The sequence below is a fragment of the Thermococcus henrietii genome, from assembly GCF_900198835.1.
GTDB lineage: Archaea > Methanobacteriota_B > Thermococci > Thermococcales > Thermococcaceae > Thermococcus > Thermococcus henrietii.
On sequence record NZ_LT900021.1, the window covers coordinates 1,845,437 to 1,862,308 of the forward strand.

The following is a 16,872-nucleotide window of genomic DNA, read 5'->3' on the forward strand; positions in this document are numbered from 1 at the left end:
TAAAGCTTTATGCTCAAAAGGGAACATCGAAGAAGAAAAAGTTCAAAGGTAGGCCTCAACGAGGACCTTTCCAGCTTCGGTCAGGCTCTTGCTTCCGAGGAAGCCGAGCTGGCGGAGCATCGTCAGGGCCTTCTTTATCTCGTCGTCGCTGAGGCTGAGGTGCTTCCTGATAACGTCCACTTCCTCCATCTTGTAGCCCTTGACCTCTCCCTTCTCCTTCCAGATTCTGTTGAAGGTCTCGATGTTGTCGTAGATTACCTTGAGCACGTTGTAGAGGGTCGGCGTGACGCTGAACTTGACCTTGACTATCTCCTGGAGCTTGGCGTTCTCGAGGGCGGTCTTAACTTTATCTCCGAGTTCGGTCAGCTTGACCATACCGTTCTGGAGCTCAACGACAAAGCCCTTCGCTTCCGCCTCGCCGATTGCCCTGATGATTTCCTTCTCGTCTCCGCCGACGTAGTCCTTAACCAACTCGACGAGCTCATCCCTGTGGATGTACTTCTTCCTCGGGGTCTTGGCGAGTATAGCGGCGTCGTATCTTGTGAGGAACGGCTTCCTCTTTATGCTCCTGCTGAGCTTGAGGTAGAACCTGCCCTTGTCGGTGACGCCGGCCTTGACGACTCCCTCCTCCTGGGCCCTGATGACCCACTCGGCTATTGGCACATCGCCGCTTTCGGCGTAGGTTACCGCCTTCATGGCATCGGGACTGACGGTTCCGAAGGTTATGGCCTCTTTACCCCACTCGGTGAGCCAGTAGGTGTCCTTGTTCTTGACGAGCTTCCTCTCGACCAGCTCCTTGCTCTCGAGGAGATGCAAGATAGCTCCAAGGTCCTCGACCTTAACGCGCCTGGCGATTTCCTTCTCCGTTGGCAAGATGTCGGGGTTGGTCTCGTACTTCTCCTCAATCTCCTTGATGGCCTTGAGGACCGCAAGTCCGTCGTCGAGCAGGTAAATCGGGAGAACCTTCTCCTCAACCCTGCCCATCGCCTCGTAGGTCTCCATCACGGCCTTTCCGAACTCGGTGGTTCCCTTCTCGTCGGTGAGCCCCATGCTCTCCAGCTCGGCGTTGCTCCTTCCGGCCTTCAGGGCCTCGAAGTCCTCCTTCCTGAGGACTATCGCCCTCGCAAATACCGGAATCATGCCCACGGCTTTGAGGGCGAGCTTCGCCGCGGGAGTGGTTGCGAAGGCCCTTCCCTTCTCGGTCGGCGGTGAAATCAGGAGCAGGCGCATCGCCTGGAGGGCGTTCACGATGTTGTCGCCGTAGAGCTTGGAGTTCTTGTAGGTTACAAGCTCGTCGAGGGTGCCGATTTTTGGCATTCCCCTGAGGAACGAGACTATCTCAGGGGTCAGGTAAACGACGGGGTGGGTCTCGCGGTAAAGCACAAGAAGCGCCTTTCCGAACTCGGTGAGGCCGTTCTCATCGGCGAGCTTTCTCTCCTTCAGCTTCTCGAGCCAGCTCTCGGGGACCTTTCCGGTCTCCTCGAGGAGCTCAAGCATCTTCATTATCTCGGTATCGGCTATGACCTCCGGAAGCTCGTCGAGGTTCAGGGAGTCGCTTATCTCGAGGAGATTCCTTCCGGCATCGGTAAGCTTAATCTTTCCACCATCAAGCTCGGCAAACCCGAGAATGTAGAGCTCGATTGCCCTTATCTGGAACTCCTCCGGCAGTTTGGCCTCAATCTCGGCCTGGCTCTCGGTCTTCTTCATTTCCCTGAGTATCTCAAGGTGCCTCTTCTTCAGATACATGTTATCACCCCTCCACTTCCGTTTTGATGCTTAAAAAGCCTCCGACATTTTTAGAAACGCAAAGTTTTTAAAACTTTCGGTAACTAAAATCGGCTAAGGTTTAAAAGGCAACCCGTTGAGTGGGGGGTGGTGAGAACATGAGAAACACGATTGTCTTAGTTAGAACCGACAACTTTCAGAAGGCGAGCGTGGCTTTGGCCGACCTCGTGAGATACGGGGGCATGAGAATTCGCGGTGACCCGAGGATAATCCCGCCGGCCCTTTCGGACTGGGCTTTCGAAAAGATTAGCGGAGAGAAGCCGAGAAAGCGCTTTAAAGCCCACGTCGTGGCTCAGATTGACCTCCCTCCGAAGAAGGCCATAGGCAGGCTGATGGACATTCACCCGCCGGCCCATGTCCTCGTAATTCCGCCGGATTCTGAAGTCTGGGAGGAGTTAATGCGCCTCTGGGGGGGTTTTGAGAAGCTCCGCGGCTTCCACCCGCCCAAGAGAACACGGGCCGAAGAAGCCCGGCGGAAGGCCGAGAAGAGGAGAGAGAAGGAAGAGTGGGGGTTCGAGGAGGTTTAGTTCACTTCTTCCTCTTCCGTATCCTGATGTTGGCGATGTCGCCGAGGGTTGGCTCGTAGTCCTTTGGAATCGTCTTCTTCTCCTTTACCTCCTCCTCCTCGACGCGCTCGATGAGCGTAATCTTGAAGTAGCGCTCGAGCTTCTTGGCTTCCTTAATCGTCGGCTCGCGGTAACCGTGCGCTATGGCTCTCAAATCGTTCACCGAAAGCCCAATCTCGTGGGACAGCTCCTCGTAGCTTTTACCGCTCCTCTGTATAGCTTTGTAAACCCTCTCGGCGAAGTCCTCGACTATTTCCTCGGTGTAGAGCGGTCTCTCGCGGTAGGGCTTCGGCTCCCTCTTCGGCCTCGGAGCTGGAGCTCTTCTCCTCGGCTCCCTTCCGGTGGGCATTATGCTGAAGCCGGACTTCTTTCGGCCGTACTTCTCGTAACAGCGGTCGCAGACGAGGACCTCGGCGCCTTCGAGCCTTATCCTGTGGCCCGGGCCCCTTATGGGCGCACCACAAATCTCGCAGTAGCGTGGCTTGGCCTTGCTCATAGCTACCACCTTCTCTACCGCTCAAAGCTCGGAGTCAGGCTTTTTAAACCCGACGATGAGGGTATGGATGATGACGGAAGTGAAGATAGAGAAGCTACAAAAGCTCGACCAGGAAACGCTGGAGAGGCTGATAGAGATTTACATGAACGCCTACGAGGGAATGCGCGAGTACGGCGGGGAGGGCGAGAGCTACGCGAAGCGCTACCTGCGATGGTGCTGGAGCAAAGCTAAAGACGGCTTCTTCGTTGCCAAAATCGACGACGAGATAGTCGGTTTCATCGTCTGCGACGACGACTGGTACAGCAAGTACGAGGGAAAAACGGTTGGGGCCATACACGAGTTCGCCGTGGACAAAAACTATCAGGGGCACGGAATCGGGCGGAAGCTCATGGAGAAGTGCCTCGAGTACCTGAAGGGAAAGAAAATCGAGCTCTGGGTCGGCGAGAAGAACGAGAGAGCAAAGAGGTTTTACGAGGAGTACGGTTTCAAAGAGGCTGGAAAGCATGGTATCTGGGTGAGAATGGTTAAGCCTGCCGAAAAGGTGATAAGCGCGGACGAGAAGTAGGTTTATTGGTGGTTGCAATGCCCTGCATTCATCCACCCGGCACAGACAGGGTGAAGGAAATGAAAGAGGAGAGCTTCATAAGGGAAGGAAAGGGAAAGCTGAAGGTCACGATAGAGGGAAGTGAGACCCTCGAAACTACGATGAGCGGAAGGCTGAAGAGCGTCGAGGAAGTTGCCGAGATGCTCGGCGTCGAAGCGAAGGACGGGAAGATAGAGGCCGTAGTTGACGGAGTTAAGGTGAAGATGGAGAAGGGCAAGCTCGAGCTTGAGTTCGAGAGCGGGGACAGGATGAGGATTGAGAAGGCCTGACGGCATTCAATGCCTAATTCTTTTCTGAAGCCAAAACAGGTTAAAAAGCAGAGTAAGAGAAAGGAAATCACTTCAAAACGGGCCTGAACTTGTAGCCGTAGAGGATTATGCCATCCTCCTCAAACTCTCTGACCTTTCTGGTCACGACCTCAACTTCCATGCCCTCGTGGATTTCCTCCGGGTCAACGTCCGTCAGCTGGGCCAGAACAACGGGCCCTTCCTCGAGCTGAACCAAGGCCAATGGATAGGGCTTGTAGTACTCGAACCCGCTCGGCGGGTTTCTCACTATCGTCCAGGTGAGCACCTTGCCCCTTCCGCTGAACTCGTATTCCTCGACGTTCTTTGAACCGCAGACGGGGCAAACCTGCCTGTAGGGGAAGAAGACGTGGCCGTTCTCGCACTTTCCGCCTATGAGCCTGTACTTCTCGCGGAAGTGCCTCCAGTAGCGGGAAACCTGCATCGGACGGGCCATCTTCACACCCTCCTGAAGATGCTAACGGTTATGTTCGAACCGGTCCCACCGATGTTCTGGGTCAGGCCGACCTCCGCATCTGGAACCTGGTTCGGCGCCTCACCGCGGAGCTGGAGAACCGCCTCGACCGTCTGGTAAACTCCAGTAGCTCCAACGGGATGACCGCGAGCTTTGAGTCCTCCCATCGTCTGTATCGGATAATCTGCGTCAATCGCTATCTGGCCCTCCCTGGCGAGCTTCGCTCCTTCTCCTTTCTTCGCGACGCCGAGGGCTTCCAAGCTCAGCGCGGCCATGACAGTGAAGGCGTCGTGAACCTCGAAGAAGTCTATGTCCTTTGCCTCGACTCCGGCCATCTTGTAGGCTTTCTCTGCTGCTATCTTCGCCGCCTTGAGGGTGAGCAAATCTTCCCTGTTGGCGAGGTTTATGGTGTCTATGGCGCGCGCCATTCCAGCGACCTCAACCCACTTCTCCTTCGGAACGCCGAGCTCCTCGGCCTTCTCGGGGGTGGTTATTATCACCGCCGCTGCTCCGTCGCAGACCGGGGAAGCATCGAAGAGCTTGAGCGGGTCTGCTATGTAGGGGCTCTTCAGGACGGTCTCAACCTTGATGGGCCTCTTGAACATCGCGTAGGGGTTCTTGGCGCCGTTGGCGTGGGCGTTGACGGCGAAGAGGGCCAAATCCTCCTCGGTGTAGCCGTAGGTCTTCATGTAGTGCCTCATGATGAGCGCGTTCAAAGCTACGAAGCTGGCCCCGTGGAAGAGCTCCCACTCGGCATCGGCGGCGTAAGCCAGGTAGCGGGTCGCGTCGCTCGGCCAGGCGTCGGTCATCTTCTCGACGCCGACGACGGCGACAACATCCTCCAGTCCGCTGAGGACGGCCTTAACACCCTCCTGAACGGCGGCACCACCGGAGGCGCACGCTGCCTCAATTTTAACCGCCGGAATGTTCCCGAGACCTGCCCAGTCCGCTATGAGCGCGCCGAGGTTCTCCTGCTCGACGAAGGGGCCTGAAACCATGTTGCCGACGTAGAGGGAGTCAACCTTATCAACGCCGGCATCGTCCATCGCCTTGAGAAGGGCCTCAACGGCCAAATCCCTGAGGGAGAGCTTCCAGTGCTCGCCAACGGGCGTCATGCCAGCCCCAATTATGACCGCCTTCCTCATCTCCACCACCTCACAGTATGAACTTCCTCCTCGCCTTGGCGTAGAGGGCGTAGTCTATGTACTTCTTCCTCTCGACGTAGTCCCTAACCTTCGGCGCGAGGTCCCTCTTCTCCTCTATGGCGTCCTGAACGACGATGCTGAAGGCGTCGCTTCCGGCTCCGGAACCGAAGGAAACCCACAGAATCCTGTCGCCGGGCTTGGCTATGTCGAGAACCGCTGAAACGCCGACCATCGTTGCACCGCTGTAGGTGTTTCCAATCTTGCCGGTGAGAAGTCCCGGAAGAACCTTCTCCTTCGGGATTCCAAGGATTTTAGCAGCGGTGAGCGGGAACTTGACGTTGGGCTGGTGGAAGACCGCGTAGTCGAAGTCGTTGACGGTAAGACCGAGCTCCTCCATCAGCGTTTTTGCCGCGTTGATTATGTGGTGGAAGTATGCCGGCTCTCCTGTAAAGCGGTTTCCGTGCCTCGGGTAGTGCTCGTGTTGCCTTCTCCAGAAGTCCGGAGTATCGGTAACGTATGAGTAGCTTCCCTCGAAGTAGGCAACCGTCTCGGAGCTCTTGGGACCAACTATGAAGGCAGCTCCGCCCGCTCCGGCGGTGAACTCGAGGTGGTCGCCGGGCCTTCCCTGGGCGGTATCGGCTCCGATGGCCATCGCGTAGTCGGCCATCTCGGAGCCAACGAAGCCGATAGCTGTTTGCAGAGCCTCGGTTCCGGCCTTGCATGCGAACTCGAAGTCGGCAGTGCTAACGTCGGGAGTTGCTCCGATTGCCTCGGCTATGACCGTTCCGGTCGGCTTCACAGCGTATGGCTTGCTCTCCGAGCCGAACCAGACCGCCCTTATGAGCTTGGGGTCAATTCCTGCCCTCTTGAGCGCGTTTCTGGCAGCTTCAAGCCCTATGGTGAGCGCGTCCTCGTCGAGACCGGGAACGGCCTTTTCCTCTATTGGAAAGCTCGAAACGCCCCAGACCCTTCCTATCTCCTCGGCCTTGATTCTATACATCGGAACGTAGGCACCGTAGCCGACGATGCCCACTTCCCTCTTCGGCTTCAGTAGCTTCCTCATGGGCATCACCTTGAGAACTGACTGCCGGGGGTTGGAACGGGCCTTATAAAAGCCTTTCGGTAAAAGTGAAAAAGAGTTTAGACGATTGACGAGGAAAGCTCAGGGTTTCCTCACGACGAAGAGCGCGTGGTCCTTCTCGTAGGGCTCCAAACTAAGGCGCTCGACGACCTCAAAGTACTCGGAAAGCTCCCTCTCGACCTCCTTGAAGACCTCCTCAGGCTCCTTGGTAACGTCGATGCTCCTGCTCTTGACCGAAATCATGCCATAGCCGCCGCTCTTCAGGAAGACCTTTGCGTTGTCGATGAGGATTTTCGCCTGCGTCGGCTGGGCGACGTCCTCGAAGATGACGTCAACCTTCGGGACGAGGGCGCGGTAGCCTTCGGGCTTCGTTGCGTCGCCGAGTATAGGAACGATGTTCCTCCTCTCTTCAACGATTGGAACTAGCTCCCTCAGAACCCTCGGCGAGAACTCGACGCCGAATATCTTGCCCTCCCAGCCGACGATGTCGCTGACGTGGGAAGCGGTTGTTCCGCTCGCTATTCCGAGGTAAAGAACGGTTGAGCCGGGCTTAATCGGGAAGTTCTTGAGGCCGTTGAGTATTGCCGCGCCGAGCTTTGAACGGCTCGGGTTCCAAATCCTGTACTCCTCGCCCTCGAACTTGATGACCCTCTCCCCGTAAACCCTCTGGCCGGGGACGAGGTTCTTGGTTGCAATCTTCTCGCTCCCGTCGTCATCGATGACGATGTAAACGCCCGGGAACCTGTGCTTCTTAACCTTCATCTACCTCACCTCTTGCCCTTCTTTTTCTTCTTACCCCTCTTATCGGGCTTGCCCTTACCCTTCTTCTCCTTCCTGCCCTTCTCGTGCTTCTTGCCCTTCTTGTCCTTGCCCTTGAACTTCTTCTTTTTCTTCTTCTCGGGCTTGGCCTCCCTCTTGGGCGGGTTCGGGTACTTCTCCTTGATTTCCTTGATTCTCTGCTCGAGCTCCTTCTTGAGCTCCTCGCCGATGTATTCACCCGAGAAGTAGTCAACCCTCGCCGCTATGGCCAGCTTTCCGGCCAAAGCCCTCGCAATCTTACCCCTCTGCCACCAAGGCGAGCGGTTTATTGCAGGGTACTGGAAGATTACGCCGTGCTTGGGTGGCTTGGCACCAGTTCTTAAGTGTCTGAAGAGGGCCTTTTCAGCGCCAAGAACCTGTATCGTTGAGGCAGGCATCATGGCGAGCTCCTTAAGGCCTCCAGCGAGGCTCATGAGCCTTGCGGCGAGCTTCGCACCGACGAGGGCCTTCAGGTTCGGAGCAACTTCACCAACCGCGGTCTCAAGGTAGTCCTCAATCTGCTCCCTCAGCTTGTAGAGGTCGGAAATCTCGCTGGCGAGCTTCCTTATGATTTCACTGTCGAACTTGCCGAGCGGTGCTCCCATAGACTTCTCGGCCGCCTTGAGAATCTTCTCAACCTTGCCCTCCGAGAAGCCGAGCTTTTCAAGCTTCTCCCTGCTGACGTTCTCCCTCGGGCCGATTTCCTTGACGAAGGCAACGTACTGCGGGTGCTTGGGCAGGATTTCGTCCAGCTCGGGGAAGTGAAGGCCGTACCACTCCCTAAGGCGTGAAACGAGCAGGTTAATGACTTTGTCGATGTCATCGAGCGCCTCTATCGCCTGTATAATCATCTTGTCGCGCGCACCGCTCTGCTCCTGTATGCGGAGCCTCGTCAAAGCGACGCCGACGGTGTAGTACTCGTCGAACCAGTTCTCGCCGAGGAACTCTTCCGGGCTTGAGCGGAGCTTTTCTCCCGCTAAGTTCGGGAACTCGGCGGTGGCGTTGTAGCCGAGCTCCTTGAGCTTCCTGCTCAGCTCGGTGTCCTCGACGACGAATTCCTCGTAGCCCTCTCCGCCCAGCTCGTCGAGAAGAACTAAAAGCTCGTCGCTCGGTTCGCCTTTCAAAAGCCTGTCGAGGCTTACCTCCGGCTTCCCGCTGAAGGGTTTGCTCGCGATGAGCTTCCCGCTCTCGTCGAAGGCGTAAACCCCCCTGACGTTCTCGGCAATGTAAACCTTCATGAGCATCACCTTCCTTTCTTTCCTCAGGTATAGAAGGGCGAGGAGTTTTAAACGGTATCGGTGGAAAAAGAGGGAAAAGTCAGTCCTCCCAGGGCTCGCGGTACTTGAGCGCCCAGCCGAACTCCTCCTTGAGGATGTCTATGGCGGCACTCGGTGGAATGACCCCGCGCTCGGTGATGATGACGTCAACGTACTCGGGCGGAGTAACGTCGAACGCCGGATTCCACACCTCGATGTTCTTCGGCCAGGTCTTGAGTTCTTCCTCGGGAATGACCTCCGTTGGATCGCGCATCTCAATCTCGACGAGCTGGCCGAGCATCGTCTCGGGGTGGAACTTGTAGGTTTCAGCGGCAATCATCGTCCAAACCCTGTGCTCCTTAGCGGTAAGCGCTATCAGGGCCGTTCCAATCTTGTTTATCACCGCGCCGTTGACCGTTATGCTGTCTGCCCCCATGACGACCTTGTCCGTCATCTTCATGTAGTGCCTCGCCGCCGAATCGACGACGTATATGACCGGAATTCCGTAGGAAGCCAGCTCCTTGGCGGTAATCTTGCCCTGCCACTTGGGCCTCGTCTCGGTCACGATGACCTTGATGTCTTTGCCCTGCTCCCAGGCAGTCTTCATGACGCTTATCGCGGCCTTGCTGTGGCAATGGGTCATTATGACGTCGCCGTCCTCTATGCGCTTCGCCCCTATCTCGCCTATCCTCTTGACCGCGTTCTCGGAGTTGTGTATGAACTCCTTGGCGGCGTTGATGACTATGAAGCGGAGCTGTTCGAGGTCGGCACCGCTTGAGTAGGCAATCTTACCCCTGTGCATAACGTAACGGAGGGCGTTGGGCAGGGAAACCGCGGTTGGCCTCGTCTCGTAGAGTATCTTCGCGGCCTGCTTCATCTCCTTCCAGAACTCGTCAACGGTCTTGGCCTTACTTTTTTCTGCCTGTATCTGAAGCGCGTAGGCCGCTGAACGGGCTATCTTTCCGGCACCGCGTATCTCCATGTTCCTTATCTTCTCCGCTATTTCAAGGACTTCCTTCACCACTGGCATCGCTATCACCTCCCGGTAAACTCAGGTTTAGGAGACAGGGTTTATATTCTTTCTGAAAAGACAGGAGAATTCCGAAGGAGCTTTAAGGTGTTTTTAGTGCATCAATGTCACCAAAAGTCCTTCAGTGTCCTTAAATTGCCGAGGAAAGCCGTGTTTACCTTTGTAAAGGCCAAATCTGGGCGTTGGGAAAGGTTTATAACGAAAGACCCGAAGTTCTTAGTGTATAGATTTGATGACGTGCTCAGGCATGTTCATTGGGGTGGTGGCTATGCAGGAGAAACTAGAAAGGAAACTCGCATCCGAACCGTTGAACTTCGAGTCATTCTTCTCCGAGAAGGCCCTTCAGATGAAGGCTTCGGAGATTAGGGAGCTCCTTAAGCTTGTCGAGACGAGCGATGTTATCAGCTTGGCCGGCGGTTTGCCCGCTCCCGAGACCTTCCCGGTTGAGATTATCAAGAAGATTGCCCAGGAGGTCCTCACGGAGCACGCCGACAAGGCCCTGCAGTACGGAACGACCAAGGGGTTCACCCCGCTCCGCCTCGCCCTCGCGAAGTGGATGGAGAACCGCTACGGCATCCCGATGAGCAAGGTCGAGATAATGATGGTTGCCGGCTCACAGCAGGCCCTCGACCTCATTGGTAGGGTTTTCATAAACCCCGGGGATGTTGTCGTCGTCGAGGCTCCGACTTACCTCGCGGCGCTCAACGCGTTCAAGTACTACGAGCCCGAGTTCGTGAGCATTCCTATGGACCACGACGGAATGAGGATTGACCTCCTCGAGGAGAAGCTTGAGGAGCTGAAGAGGGAAGGAAAGCGCGTTAAGTTCGTCTACACCGTCTCGACCTTCCAGAACCCGATGGGCGTCACCATGAGCCTCGACAGGAGGAAGAGGCTCATAGAGCTCGCCAAGGAGTACGACTTCCTCATCGTTGAGGACAGCCCCTACAGCGAGCTCCGCTACTCTGGTGAACCGATTCCGCCGATAAAGCACTTCGACGACGAGGGCAGGGTCATCTACCTCGGAACGTTCTCGAAGATACTCGCCCCCGGCTTCCGCCTCGGATGGGTTTCAGCTCACCCGCACTTCATAAGGAAGATGGAGATAGCAAAGCAGGCCGTTGACCTCTGCGCCAACACCCTCGCCCAGGTTATAGCGTGGAAGTACGTTGAGGCAGGCTACCTTGACGAGCACATCCCGAAGATAATCGAGTTCTACAGGCCGAGGCGCGATGCAATGCTCGAGGCCCTTGAGGAGTTCATGCCGGAGGGCGTCGAGTGGACCAAGCCCGACGGAGGAATGTTCGTCTGGGTCACCCTGCCGGAGGGAATCGACACCAAGCTCATGATGGAGAAGGCCGTCGCCAAGGGCGTCGCCTACGTTCCCGGTGAGGCCTTCTTCGCCCACCGCGACGTCAAGAACACCCTCAGGCTGAACTTCACCTACGTCCCGGAGGACACCATCAGGGAGGGCGTTAAGCGCCTTGCGGAGGTCATTGAGGAAGAAATCAAGGCCCTCAAGAAGTGAGGAAAAGCTTTTTACCCTTTTCTTTCTCAGATTTCCATCGGTGGTGGCATGAAACCCCTGATAGCAATCATAGGTTCTCCCTGGAGCGAGTCCCTTTCAGCCGGCAGGGCGCACATAAAGCGTGTTATAGAGGCCGGCGGACTTCCAGCAGTGTTCAGCCCCGAAATCGAGCCCGAGGACATCATAGAAGTCGCCGACGGGATACTGCTCATTGAAGGACCCGACGTCCATCCGCGTTTCTACGGGGAGGACCCCTCGCCGAGCCTCAGGGAAGTCGACGTTCTTCGAGACGAGTTCGAGATTGGGCTGGTAAAGCTTGCCGTCGAGGCTGGAATTCCAATCCTCGGGGTAGGAAGGGGAATGCACGTAATCAACGTCGCCCTCGGCGGAACGCTCTATCAGGACATCTACGACATCCCCAAGGCGATAAAACACGACTGGAGCTTTGGAAGCACAAGACCGGAGCAGAGGCTTCATACCATTAGAATAAAGGCGGACTCAAGGCTATACTCCATCCTGCGCGAGAGCCTGAACATCGAGGGAACCAACGAGGGATGGGCGTGGGTAAACAGCTTCCACCACCAGGCCGTGAAGAGGGTTGGAGAAGGACTCAGACAGGTTGCCTTTGCCGTTGATGGCCTGATAGAAGCCATAGAGGGCAAAGAGGGCTTCGTTCTCGGCGTCCAGTGGCAGCCGGAGCACCTGCCCGAGATGCTTTCCCTGTACAGGGCCCTGGTTGGGGCCTCATTGAAGAGGCACAAGGAAAACGATGAGATGAGGAGAAGGGCCATTGAAGCCGAAATCCGCGAGGAGCTCGCTAAGGAACAAGATGAGAGCCGTCACAGCTCGGAAACGAGTGATAACTCTCCCGACACGAACCAAACGTGATGCCCCTCTCGGTTATCTTTTTCTCAGCCTCGCGTAAAATCTGGAAGCGTAGCTCCCTCGGAAGGTAATAGTAACCACCAATCCTCTCGCCCCTCTCGTAGAGTGGCCACAGCTTTTCCATAAGCTCCGGAAACTTCGCAAACATTCTCTTCTTGGAGTCTGGCCTCAGCTTGAGGGTTGAAACTGTGATATGGCTCACAAAGCTTAGAGCGTCGAGAGTCTCGTCAAAATCCTCCCAGGTGTAGAACGGAATTATCGGGTCTATCCTCGCGTAAACAGGAATCCCCGCTTTATTAGCCTTCTTAAGAGCCCTTATCCGCGCCTTCGGCGATGGGGCGTTGGGCTCAAGGAGCCTCGCCTTCCTCTCGTCAACCGTAGTCACGGTGACTCCGACGGCACAGCGGAGCTCGCTCAGAACCTCTATGTCGCGCTCGAAGATGTCTGACTTGGTGAGGAGCAGACAGCGGACGTCGTAGCGTTTGAATAGCTCAAGGACCTTCCGCGTTATCCCGAGCTCGCGTTCCACCGTCGGATAGGGGTCGGAGGAGTAGGAGAGGGCTATGATGTAGCGCCGGTCGAACTTCCTGAGTTCCTTCTCCAGCTTTGGTAAGAGGTTCTCCTTCGTTCTCACGCGGAAGGCGTTGGGAATATAGCTCGTTATGTAGCAGTAAACGCATGCATGATTGCAACCGGTGTAAACGTTCAGCGTGTACTTGAAAGGGCACGTGCAGAGCTTCGCCTTCCAGGGGTCGAAGGGTCGAATGTACATACCGGACGTTAAGGAAAGGGCTTTAAAACTCACGCGGTAGGGACTACGGTGATTGCATGAGCGTGAAGGGTCGTGTCAAGTGGGTTGAGGGGATGCAGTTCGTCGGCTCGATGGAGGACGGTGGGTGCTCGATAATCCTGGGGAACGGTGGGATAAGCCCGATGAGGCTTCTCCTCCTAAGCGTCGCTGGATGTACCGCCTACGACGTCGTCATGATTCTCAAGAAGATGCGCGAGCCGATTGAGGGTCTTAAAGTCGAGATTTCCGGCGAGAGAAGGGAGGAATACCCGAAGGTCTACACCAGGGTCCACATTCACTACAGGATTTACGGAAACGTTAAGGAGGAAAAGGCGAGAAGAGCCATAGAGCTGAGTCAGGACAAGTACTGCTCCGCCTCGGCCCAGGTCAAGCTGAGCGGTGCCGAGCTGACTTACTCCCTTGAGATAGTGCGGGGCGATGATGACTGACCTCCTCCTCTGCCAAGGCGAGGGTTCGGCTTAACCCCTCGCCAACGGCAGGGAGGTTCGAGGAGTCTCATTTAGACCCAAGATAAAGTGGTCTTCAACCCCTCCGGCCGGGTCTTCGGCCAGTTACCCCTCCTCTGAGCGTAAAGCCCGCTCAGATTCGGGGTTATGGTTTTCACAACCCTCTTCAAAATATTAAACGCTCCAACAAGGTCAGCGTTGAAGACAAGCCCCGTTGCGGGACACGAATAAAGACCACGAACAAAGCGAGCCCCATCGTGGGGCTTCCCGCAAACGGGACAAGTCTTAGAAGTGAAAGCCTCATTCACAACCAAAACCCGAATACCATACTCCTCCGCAACCTCAGTCAAGCGTTTGATAACGTAATTAAACCGCCAAACGTGGGATAAAAGGAAGTTTTGCTTACTGCCCTTATCAGAGTTCCGGGCTATTCCCTTTGGGTAACCAATCACAATCTTAGAAACCCCCAAATCGTAAAGCTTCCTCACGGTTTGCCTTACTGCCGTGTTAAGGTAGTGTTTAGCCTGAAGTTTGGCCTTCTCATGCATTCTCTTGAGCTTCCTACTCTTTTTAGCCCCAGACTTGTTAAGTTTTGATTGGTACTCGGCGATTCTTCTCCGCCAGTAGAAGTCGATGCTTTTAAGCGGTCTTCCATTCACGAGGAAGCTTTCCCCGTTTTCCACATAAACAGCCATGAGATTGTTTACTCCCAAGTCAATTCCCGCCGAAAGGCTTCCTTTTGAGGTTCTCGGGAGTTTAACCCATTCTCCGCCCTCAAGCTTTTCTTCAACCGTGAAGCTTAGATAAGCATACCATTTCCTCTTAACGTCGTCATAAGTGATTTCTAAGCGTCCTTGCTTTCCCTTTAAGTGGATTCTTCCCTTGAATTGAATTTCAAGGCGTCTGAACTTTCCAAGGCCTTTTAGAATTAGTTTGTTACCTTCAATCTTGTACTGGTCGTTTCTCAGGACGATTAAGGGTTTTCTCATTCCGTCTTCTTTCAGATAGTTTGGTGGTTTGGGCTTAAGCCAGTTGGGGAGTTCTCCGTTGCGCTTTTTGCGAAGGAGGGAGAAGAAGCTCCGCCAAGCTTCCGCATTTTTGCGACATATTTGCTGGACGGTTGCAGAGCCGATTTCCCGTTTAAACTCCTCGTAAGCGGTCTTCTCAGTTTTATTGAAGTCCACGATTTGCTCTTGGAAGTATTGTTGCCTCCTCAGGTAGTTTACTCGGTTCCAGACTTTGGCTCCAGTGTCGGCTAACTGGTGGAGAATTTTCGCCTGTTCTTTTGAGGGCTGGAGTTTAACCGTTACTGTCCGCTTCATTGTTCCTCACTTTCAACTTTTTTAATCCAGAGTTTCATTGCTTCCGTTACCGCAACGCCTAAGGCCCCTCGAATCTTCCCGTATTTCTTCTCCACGAGTTCCCTGAACTTTTTTCAACATCATCAACGGAGACTGTAAATCCGTTGCGGAAATGTGAAGAGAGGACCGACTAGCTGAGCTAAAGCTCCCCGCAGAGCCTCGCGAAGTTCCTGTAGACCTCGGCCCCGCGTTCGGTGTGCGCCACCTCCGGATGGAACTGGACGCCGTAGATTGGAAGGCTCTCGTGTTTCATAGCTTCAACCGGGCAGGTCTCACTCCTCGCGAGCAGTTTAAAGCCCGGCGGGAGCTCCTTCACCTCGTCCATGTGGCTCTCCCACACCTTCAGCCTCTTCGGGAAGCCTTCAAAGAGGTCGTTCTCCTCGATTATTTCAATCTCGACAAGGCTGTACTCGGCCTTCTCGCCCCTGCCGACCTTCCCGCCGAAGTGCCTCGCTATGAGCTGGTGGCCGAGGCAGATTCCGAGGATTGGGACGTTGAACTCGTCGTAGTGCTCCAGAATGGCCTCACAGTTGCCGGTTCTGTTTATGTCGGGGCCACCTGAGAAGATTATTCCTTTCGGCTCCATCGCCTTGATTTCCTCGAGCGGGGTGGTGTTGGGGATTATCTTCGCCTCAACACCCAGATAGCGGAGCGTTCTCCAAATCCTGTGGACGTACTGCCCTCCGTTGTCCATTATAACTATCATGAGCCCACCTCCAGGAGTTTGAAGAATGCATCTGATTCCTCAACGAGATAAAACGCCCTCAAACCGAGGGACTTGGCCAGCCCGGCCATCTTCCTGTCGTTAGTAACAAGAACCGCGTCAAGGTAACGGGCGGTCGCGATGAAATAGATATCAGAAGCCTTGTGATGCGTCTGAAAAGCCACTTCTCGAAGCTCCTCGATGAGCAGTTCCTTAGGAACCCACGCAACTATTTCGCTGTAATACCTTAGCGCCTTCTCAACCTGCTCCCGCTCAAAATACCTTGAGAGAACAGCAACGAACTCAACTTCCCCCAAGCGGGGAGCGTAAAGCTCGAGCGAGCCCAACTGTGCATGCTCTATGATTCTTTCGGCGACTTCTGCCCTCTCAGGGTAGAAGCTGGAAAACAGATGGAAAACAACGGAGGTGTCAACCACGACCCTCATGTTTCCTCCTCCCTTAAGCGAAGGAGATAGTCCGTCGGGTCTTCCCTGAACTTTTCGGGCGTTACCTGCTTCCTCATCTCCCTCGCCAGCTCAAGGAAGTCCTCGTGGTAAATCCTCACCCTGAGCCTCTGCCCCTCCTTCAGCTTGAGGGGCCTGAGGGGCTTCAGCACGCCGTTCTCGTAAATCACCTCGATAATCTCGCCCATGCTCCCACCGCTTAAAGTTGGAAACGAAGGTAAATAAGCCTTCACTCGAACTCAATCGTTGCCGGAGGCTTGTTGGTGATGTCGTAGAGAACCCTTCCGACCTCGGGAATCTCGCTGGTTATGCGGAATGCTATCCTCTGAAGGACGTCGAAGGGGACGTTCATGGCATTAGCGGTCATTCCGTCGAGGCTCTCAACCACCCTAACCGCTATCGTTTCCTTGTAGGCCCTTATGTCGCCCTGAACGCCAACTGTCTTGACGCCCAAAAGCACGGCAAAGGCCTGCCAGGGTTTTAAGCCGGCTTTCTCGATTTCCTCCTCGACTATCGCGTTGGCTTCTCTGACTATCGCTATCTTCTCCGGCGTGACCTCCCCAAGGACGCGAACGGCCAGCCCCGGTCCCGGGAAGGGCATTCTGTTGTAAATCTTCTCCGGAAGGCCGAGCTCCTTCGCCAGCTCCCGAACCTCGTCCTTGTAGAGGTCGCGGAGCGGTTCTATGAGCTTGAGGTTGAGCCTCTCCGGCAGGCCTCCAACGTTGTGGTGGCTCTTGATTTTCCCCTTGCTCTCAATCCAGTCCGGGGCGATGGTTCCCTGAATCAGGAAGTCGGCGTTGATTTCCTTCGCGACCTCCTCAAAGACCTCGATGAAAACGCGGCCTATTATCTTCCTCTTCTCCTCGGGGTCGGTAACGCCCTTCAAAGCCTTGAAAAAGCGCTCGCTCGCGTCAACGTAGTGCAGGTTGAGCCCGAACTCGTCGCGGAAGGTCTTGACAACGAACTCGGGCTCGCCTTTCCTCATGAAGCCGGTGTTGACAAAGACGGCGTGAAGCCTGTCGCCTATAGCCTTGTGCGCGAGTATCGCGGCGGTTGAGCTGTCAACGCCACCGCTGAGCGCTATTATCGCCTTCCCGTCGCCGACGGTCTTCCTAATCTCCTCAACCTTCTCCCTGATGAAGTCCTCCCACATGAGC

General features: G+C 55.3%; 19 protein-coding genes and 1 pseudogene. 6 read left to right on the plus strand and 14 right to left on the minus strand.

All coding sequences use genetic code 11. From position 1 onward, the window contains the following. Positions 1–42: 42 nt before the first annotated feature. Positions 43–1,746, minus strand: coding sequence for a DUF505 family protein (locus CS910_RS10070; protein ID WP_099211703.1), 1,704 nt, complete (start codon positions 1,744–1,746; stop codon positions 43–45). Between the two features lie 137 nt (positions 1,747–1,883). Between CS910_RS10070 and CS910_RS10075 the strand changes: the two genes are divergently transcribed. Then, positions 1,884–2,312 carry a DUF356 domain-containing protein gene (locus tag CS910_RS10075; RefSeq protein ID WP_099211705.1) on the plus strand — a complete coding sequence of 143 codons (429 nt, stop codon included), beginning with the start codon at positions 1,884–1,886 and terminating at the stop codon, positions 2,310–2,312. 1 nt (position 2,313) lies between these two features. Here CS910_RS10075 and CS910_RS10080 read toward each other — a convergent pair whose 3' ends face one another. After that, a complete protein-coding gene (locus tag CS910_RS10080) occupies positions 2,314–2,847 on the minus strand; it encodes a multiprotein bridging factor aMBF1 (RefSeq protein ID WP_099211707.1) in 534 nt (177 codons plus the stop codon). A 67-nt stretch (positions 2,848–2,914) separates the two neighbouring features. On the opposite strand from CS910_RS10080, the gene CS910_RS10085 reads away from it, so the two are divergent. Beyond that, positions 2,915–3,412 carry a GNAT family N-acetyltransferase gene (locus CS910_RS10085; RefSeq protein WP_394346621.1) on the plus strand — a complete coding sequence of 166 codons (498 nt, stop codon included), beginning with the start codon at positions 2,915–2,917 and terminating at the stop codon, positions 3,410–3,412. 17 nt (positions 3,413–3,429) lie between these two features. Next, entirely contained in the window at positions 3,430–3,720 is a 291-nt protein-coding gene (locus CS910_RS10090; protein WP_099211709.1) for a hypothetical protein, read from the plus strand. A 67-nt stretch (positions 3,721–3,787) separates the two neighbouring features. On the opposite strand, the gene CS910_RS10095 is transcribed toward CS910_RS10090, so the two are convergent. The 6 genes from CS910_RS10095 to CS910_RS10120 form a co-directional block, all read right to left on the minus strand. Further along, entirely contained in the window at positions 3,788–4,192 is a 405-nt protein-coding gene (locus CS910_RS10095; protein WP_099211712.1) for a Zn-ribbon domain-containing OB-fold protein, read from the minus strand. Positions 4,193–4,194: 2 nt separating this feature from the next. After that, entirely contained in the window at positions 4,195–5,355 is a 1,161-nt protein-coding gene (locus CS910_RS10100; protein WP_099211714.1) for a thiolase domain-containing protein, read from the minus strand. A gap of 10 nt (positions 5,356–5,365) precedes the next feature. Beyond that, positions 5,366–6,418, minus strand: a complete 1,053-nt coding sequence (locus CS910_RS10105) for a hydroxymethylglutaryl-CoA synthase (protein WP_014123187.1) — start codon at positions 6,416–6,418, stop codon at positions 5,366–5,368. Positions 6,419–6,517: 99 nt separating this feature from the next. Then, on the minus strand, positions 6,518–7,198 hold the full coding sequence (locus CS910_RS10110; protein ID WP_014123188.1) for a fibrillarin-like rRNA/tRNA 2'-O-methyltransferase: 681 nt from the start codon (positions 7,196–7,198) through the stop codon (positions 6,518–6,520). A gap of 5 nt (positions 7,199–7,203) precedes the next feature. Beyond that, entirely contained in the window at positions 7,204–8,472 is a 1,269-nt protein-coding gene (locus tag CS910_RS10115) for a C/D box methylation guide ribonucleoprotein complex aNOP56 subunit (RefSeq protein WP_099211717.1), read from the minus strand. Between the two features lie 79 nt (positions 8,473–8,551). Beyond that, a complete protein-coding gene (locus CS910_RS10120) occupies positions 8,552–9,520 on the minus strand; it encodes a ribose 1,5-bisphosphate isomerase (RefSeq protein ID WP_099211719.1) in 969 nt (322 codons plus the stop codon). A gap of 268 nt (positions 9,521–9,788) precedes the next feature. Here CS910_RS10120 and CS910_RS10125 point away from each other — a divergent pair, with 268 nt between their 5' ends. Then, positions 9,789–11,045, plus strand: coding sequence for an aminotransferase-like domain-containing protein (locus tag CS910_RS10125; protein WP_099211722.1), 1,257 nt, complete (start codon positions 9,789–9,791; stop codon positions 11,043–11,045). Positions 11,046–11,093: 48 nt separating this feature from the next. Continuing rightward, positions 11,094–11,933, plus strand: a complete 840-nt coding sequence (locus tag CS910_RS10130; RefSeq protein ID WP_099211724.1) for a gamma-glutamyl-gamma-aminobutyrate hydrolase family protein — start codon at positions 11,094–11,096, stop codon at positions 11,931–11,933. Here the strand turns inward: CS910_RS10130 and CS910_RS10135 are convergent. Next, positions 11,863–12,702 (minus strand): SPL family radical SAM protein, encoded by an 840-nt coding sequence (locus CS910_RS10135; protein ID WP_099211727.1) that lies wholly within the window; start codon positions 12,700–12,702, stop codon positions 11,863–11,865. The genes CS910_RS10130 and CS910_RS10135 overlap by 71 nt on opposite strands. 56 nt (positions 12,703–12,758) lie before the next feature. Here CS910_RS10135 and CS910_RS10140 point away from each other — a divergent pair, with 56 nt between their 5' ends. Continuing rightward, positions 12,759–13,169 (plus strand): OsmC family protein, encoded by a 411-nt coding sequence (locus CS910_RS10140; RefSeq protein WP_099211729.1) that lies wholly within the window; start codon positions 12,759–12,761, stop codon positions 13,167–13,169. Positions 13,170–13,199: 30 nt separating this feature from the next. Here the strand turns inward: CS910_RS10140 and CS910_RS10145 are convergent. The 5 genes and pseudogenes from CS910_RS10145 to guaA all read right to left on the minus strand — a co-directional run bounded on the left by CS910_RS10145 (position 13,200) and on the right by guaA (position 16,868). Then, a pseudogene (locus tag CS910_RS10145) lies at positions 13,200–14,509 on the minus strand (RNA-guided endonuclease InsQ/TnpB family protein). A 178-nt stretch (positions 14,510–14,687) separates the two neighbouring features. Further along, positions 14,688–15,254, minus strand: a complete 567-nt coding sequence (locus tag CS910_RS10150; RefSeq protein ID WP_099211731.1) for a GMP synthase subunit A — start codon at positions 15,252–15,254, stop codon at positions 14,688–14,690. Next, positions 15,251–15,697 carry a type II toxin-antitoxin system VapC family toxin gene (locus CS910_RS10155; RefSeq protein ID WP_099211733.1) on the minus strand — a complete coding sequence of 149 codons (447 nt, stop codon included), beginning with the start codon at positions 15,695–15,697 and terminating at the stop codon, positions 15,251–15,253. The genes CS910_RS10150 and CS910_RS10155 overlap by 4 nt, the downstream gene beginning before the upstream one ends. Then, positions 15,694–15,903 carry an antitoxin family protein gene (locus CS910_RS10160; RefSeq protein ID WP_042691927.1) on the minus strand — a complete coding sequence of 70 codons (210 nt, stop codon included), beginning with the start codon at positions 15,901–15,903 and terminating at the stop codon, positions 15,694–15,696. Before CS910_RS10160 ends, CS910_RS10155 begins: the two co-directional genes overlap by 4 nt. A gap of 41 nt (positions 15,904–15,944) precedes the next feature. Continuing rightward, positions 15,945–16,868 (minus strand): glutamine-hydrolyzing GMP synthase, encoded by a 924-nt coding sequence (gene guaA, locus CS910_RS10165; RefSeq protein ID WP_099211735.1) that lies wholly within the window; start codon positions 16,866–16,868, stop codon positions 15,945–15,947. Positions 16,869–16,872 lie beyond the last annotated feature (4 nt).

Excerpts from the sequence above, each read along its gene's own strand:
- CS910_RS10120 (WP_099211719.1), bottom strand. The coding sequence starts at position 9,520 with ATGCCAGTGGTGAAGGAAGTCCTTGAAATAGCGGAGAAGATAAGGAAC.
- CS910_RS10115 (WP_099211717.1), bottom strand. The coding sequence starts at position 8,472 with ATGAAGGTTTACATTGCCGAGAACGTCAGGGGGGTTTACGCCTTCGAC.
- CS910_RS10160 (WP_042691927.1), bottom strand. The coding sequence starts at position 15,903 with ATGGGCGAGATTATCGAGGTGATTTACGAGAACGGCGTGCTGAAGCCC.
- CS910_RS10090 (WP_099211709.1), top strand. The coding sequence starts at position 3,430 with ATGCCCTGCATTCATCCACCCGGCACAGACAGGGTGAAGGAAATGAAA.
- CS910_RS10085 (WP_394346621.1), top strand. The coding sequence starts at position 2,915 with ATGATGACGGAAGTGAAGATAGAGAAGCTACAAAAGCTCGACCAGGAA.
- CS910_RS10095 (WP_099211712.1), bottom strand. The coding sequence starts at position 4,192 with ATGGCCCGTCCGATGCAGGTTTCCCGCTACTGGAGGCACTTCCGCGAG.
- CS910_RS10140 (WP_099211729.1), top strand. The coding sequence starts at position 12,759 with ATGAGCGTGAAGGGTCGTGTCAAGTGGGTTGAGGGGATGCAGTTCGTC.
- CS910_RS10075 (WP_099211705.1), top strand. The coding sequence starts at position 1,884 with ATGAGAAACACGATTGTCTTAGTTAGAACCGACAACTTTCAGAAGGCG.
- CS910_RS10105 (WP_014123187.1), bottom strand. The coding sequence starts at position 6,418 with ATGAGGAAGCTACTGAAGCCGAAGAGGGAAGTGGGCATCGTCGGCTAC.
- CS910_RS10135 (WP_099211727.1), bottom strand. The coding sequence starts at position 12,702 with ATGTACATTCGACCCTTCGACCCCTGGAAGGCGAAGCTCTGCACGTGC.
- CS910_RS10100 (WP_099211714.1), bottom strand. The coding sequence starts at position 5,355 with ATGAGGAAGGCGGTCATAATTGGGGCTGGCATGACGCCCGTTGGCGAG.
- CS910_RS10125 (WP_099211722.1), top strand. The coding sequence starts at position 9,789 with ATGCAGGAGAAACTAGAAAGGAAACTCGCATCCGAACCGTTGAACTTC.
- guaA (WP_099211735.1), bottom strand. The coding sequence starts at position 16,868 with ATGTGGGAGGACTTCATCAGGGAGAAGGTTGAGGAGATTAGGAAGACC.
- CS910_RS10155 (WP_099211733.1), bottom strand. The coding sequence starts at position 15,697 with ATGAGGGTCGTGGTTGACACCTCCGTTGTTTTCCATCTGTTTTCCAGC.
- CS910_RS10080 (WP_099211707.1), bottom strand. The coding sequence starts at position 2,847 with ATGAGCAAGGCCAAGCCACGCTACTGCGAGATTTGTGGTGCGCCCATA.
- CS910_RS10150 (WP_099211731.1), bottom strand. The coding sequence starts at position 15,254 with ATGATAGTTATAATGGACAACGGAGGGCAGTACGTCCACAGGATTTGG.
- CS910_RS10070 (WP_099211703.1), bottom strand. The coding sequence starts at position 1,746 with ATGTATCTGAAGAAGAGGCACCTTGAGATACTCAGGGAAATGAAGAAG.
- CS910_RS10110 (WP_014123188.1), bottom strand. The coding sequence starts at position 7,198 with ATGAAGGTTAAGAAGCACAGGTTCCCGGGCGTTTACATCGTCATCGAT.
- CS910_RS10130 (WP_099211724.1), top strand. The coding sequence starts at position 11,094 with ATGAAACCCCTGATAGCAATCATAGGTTCTCCCTGGAGCGAGTCCCTT.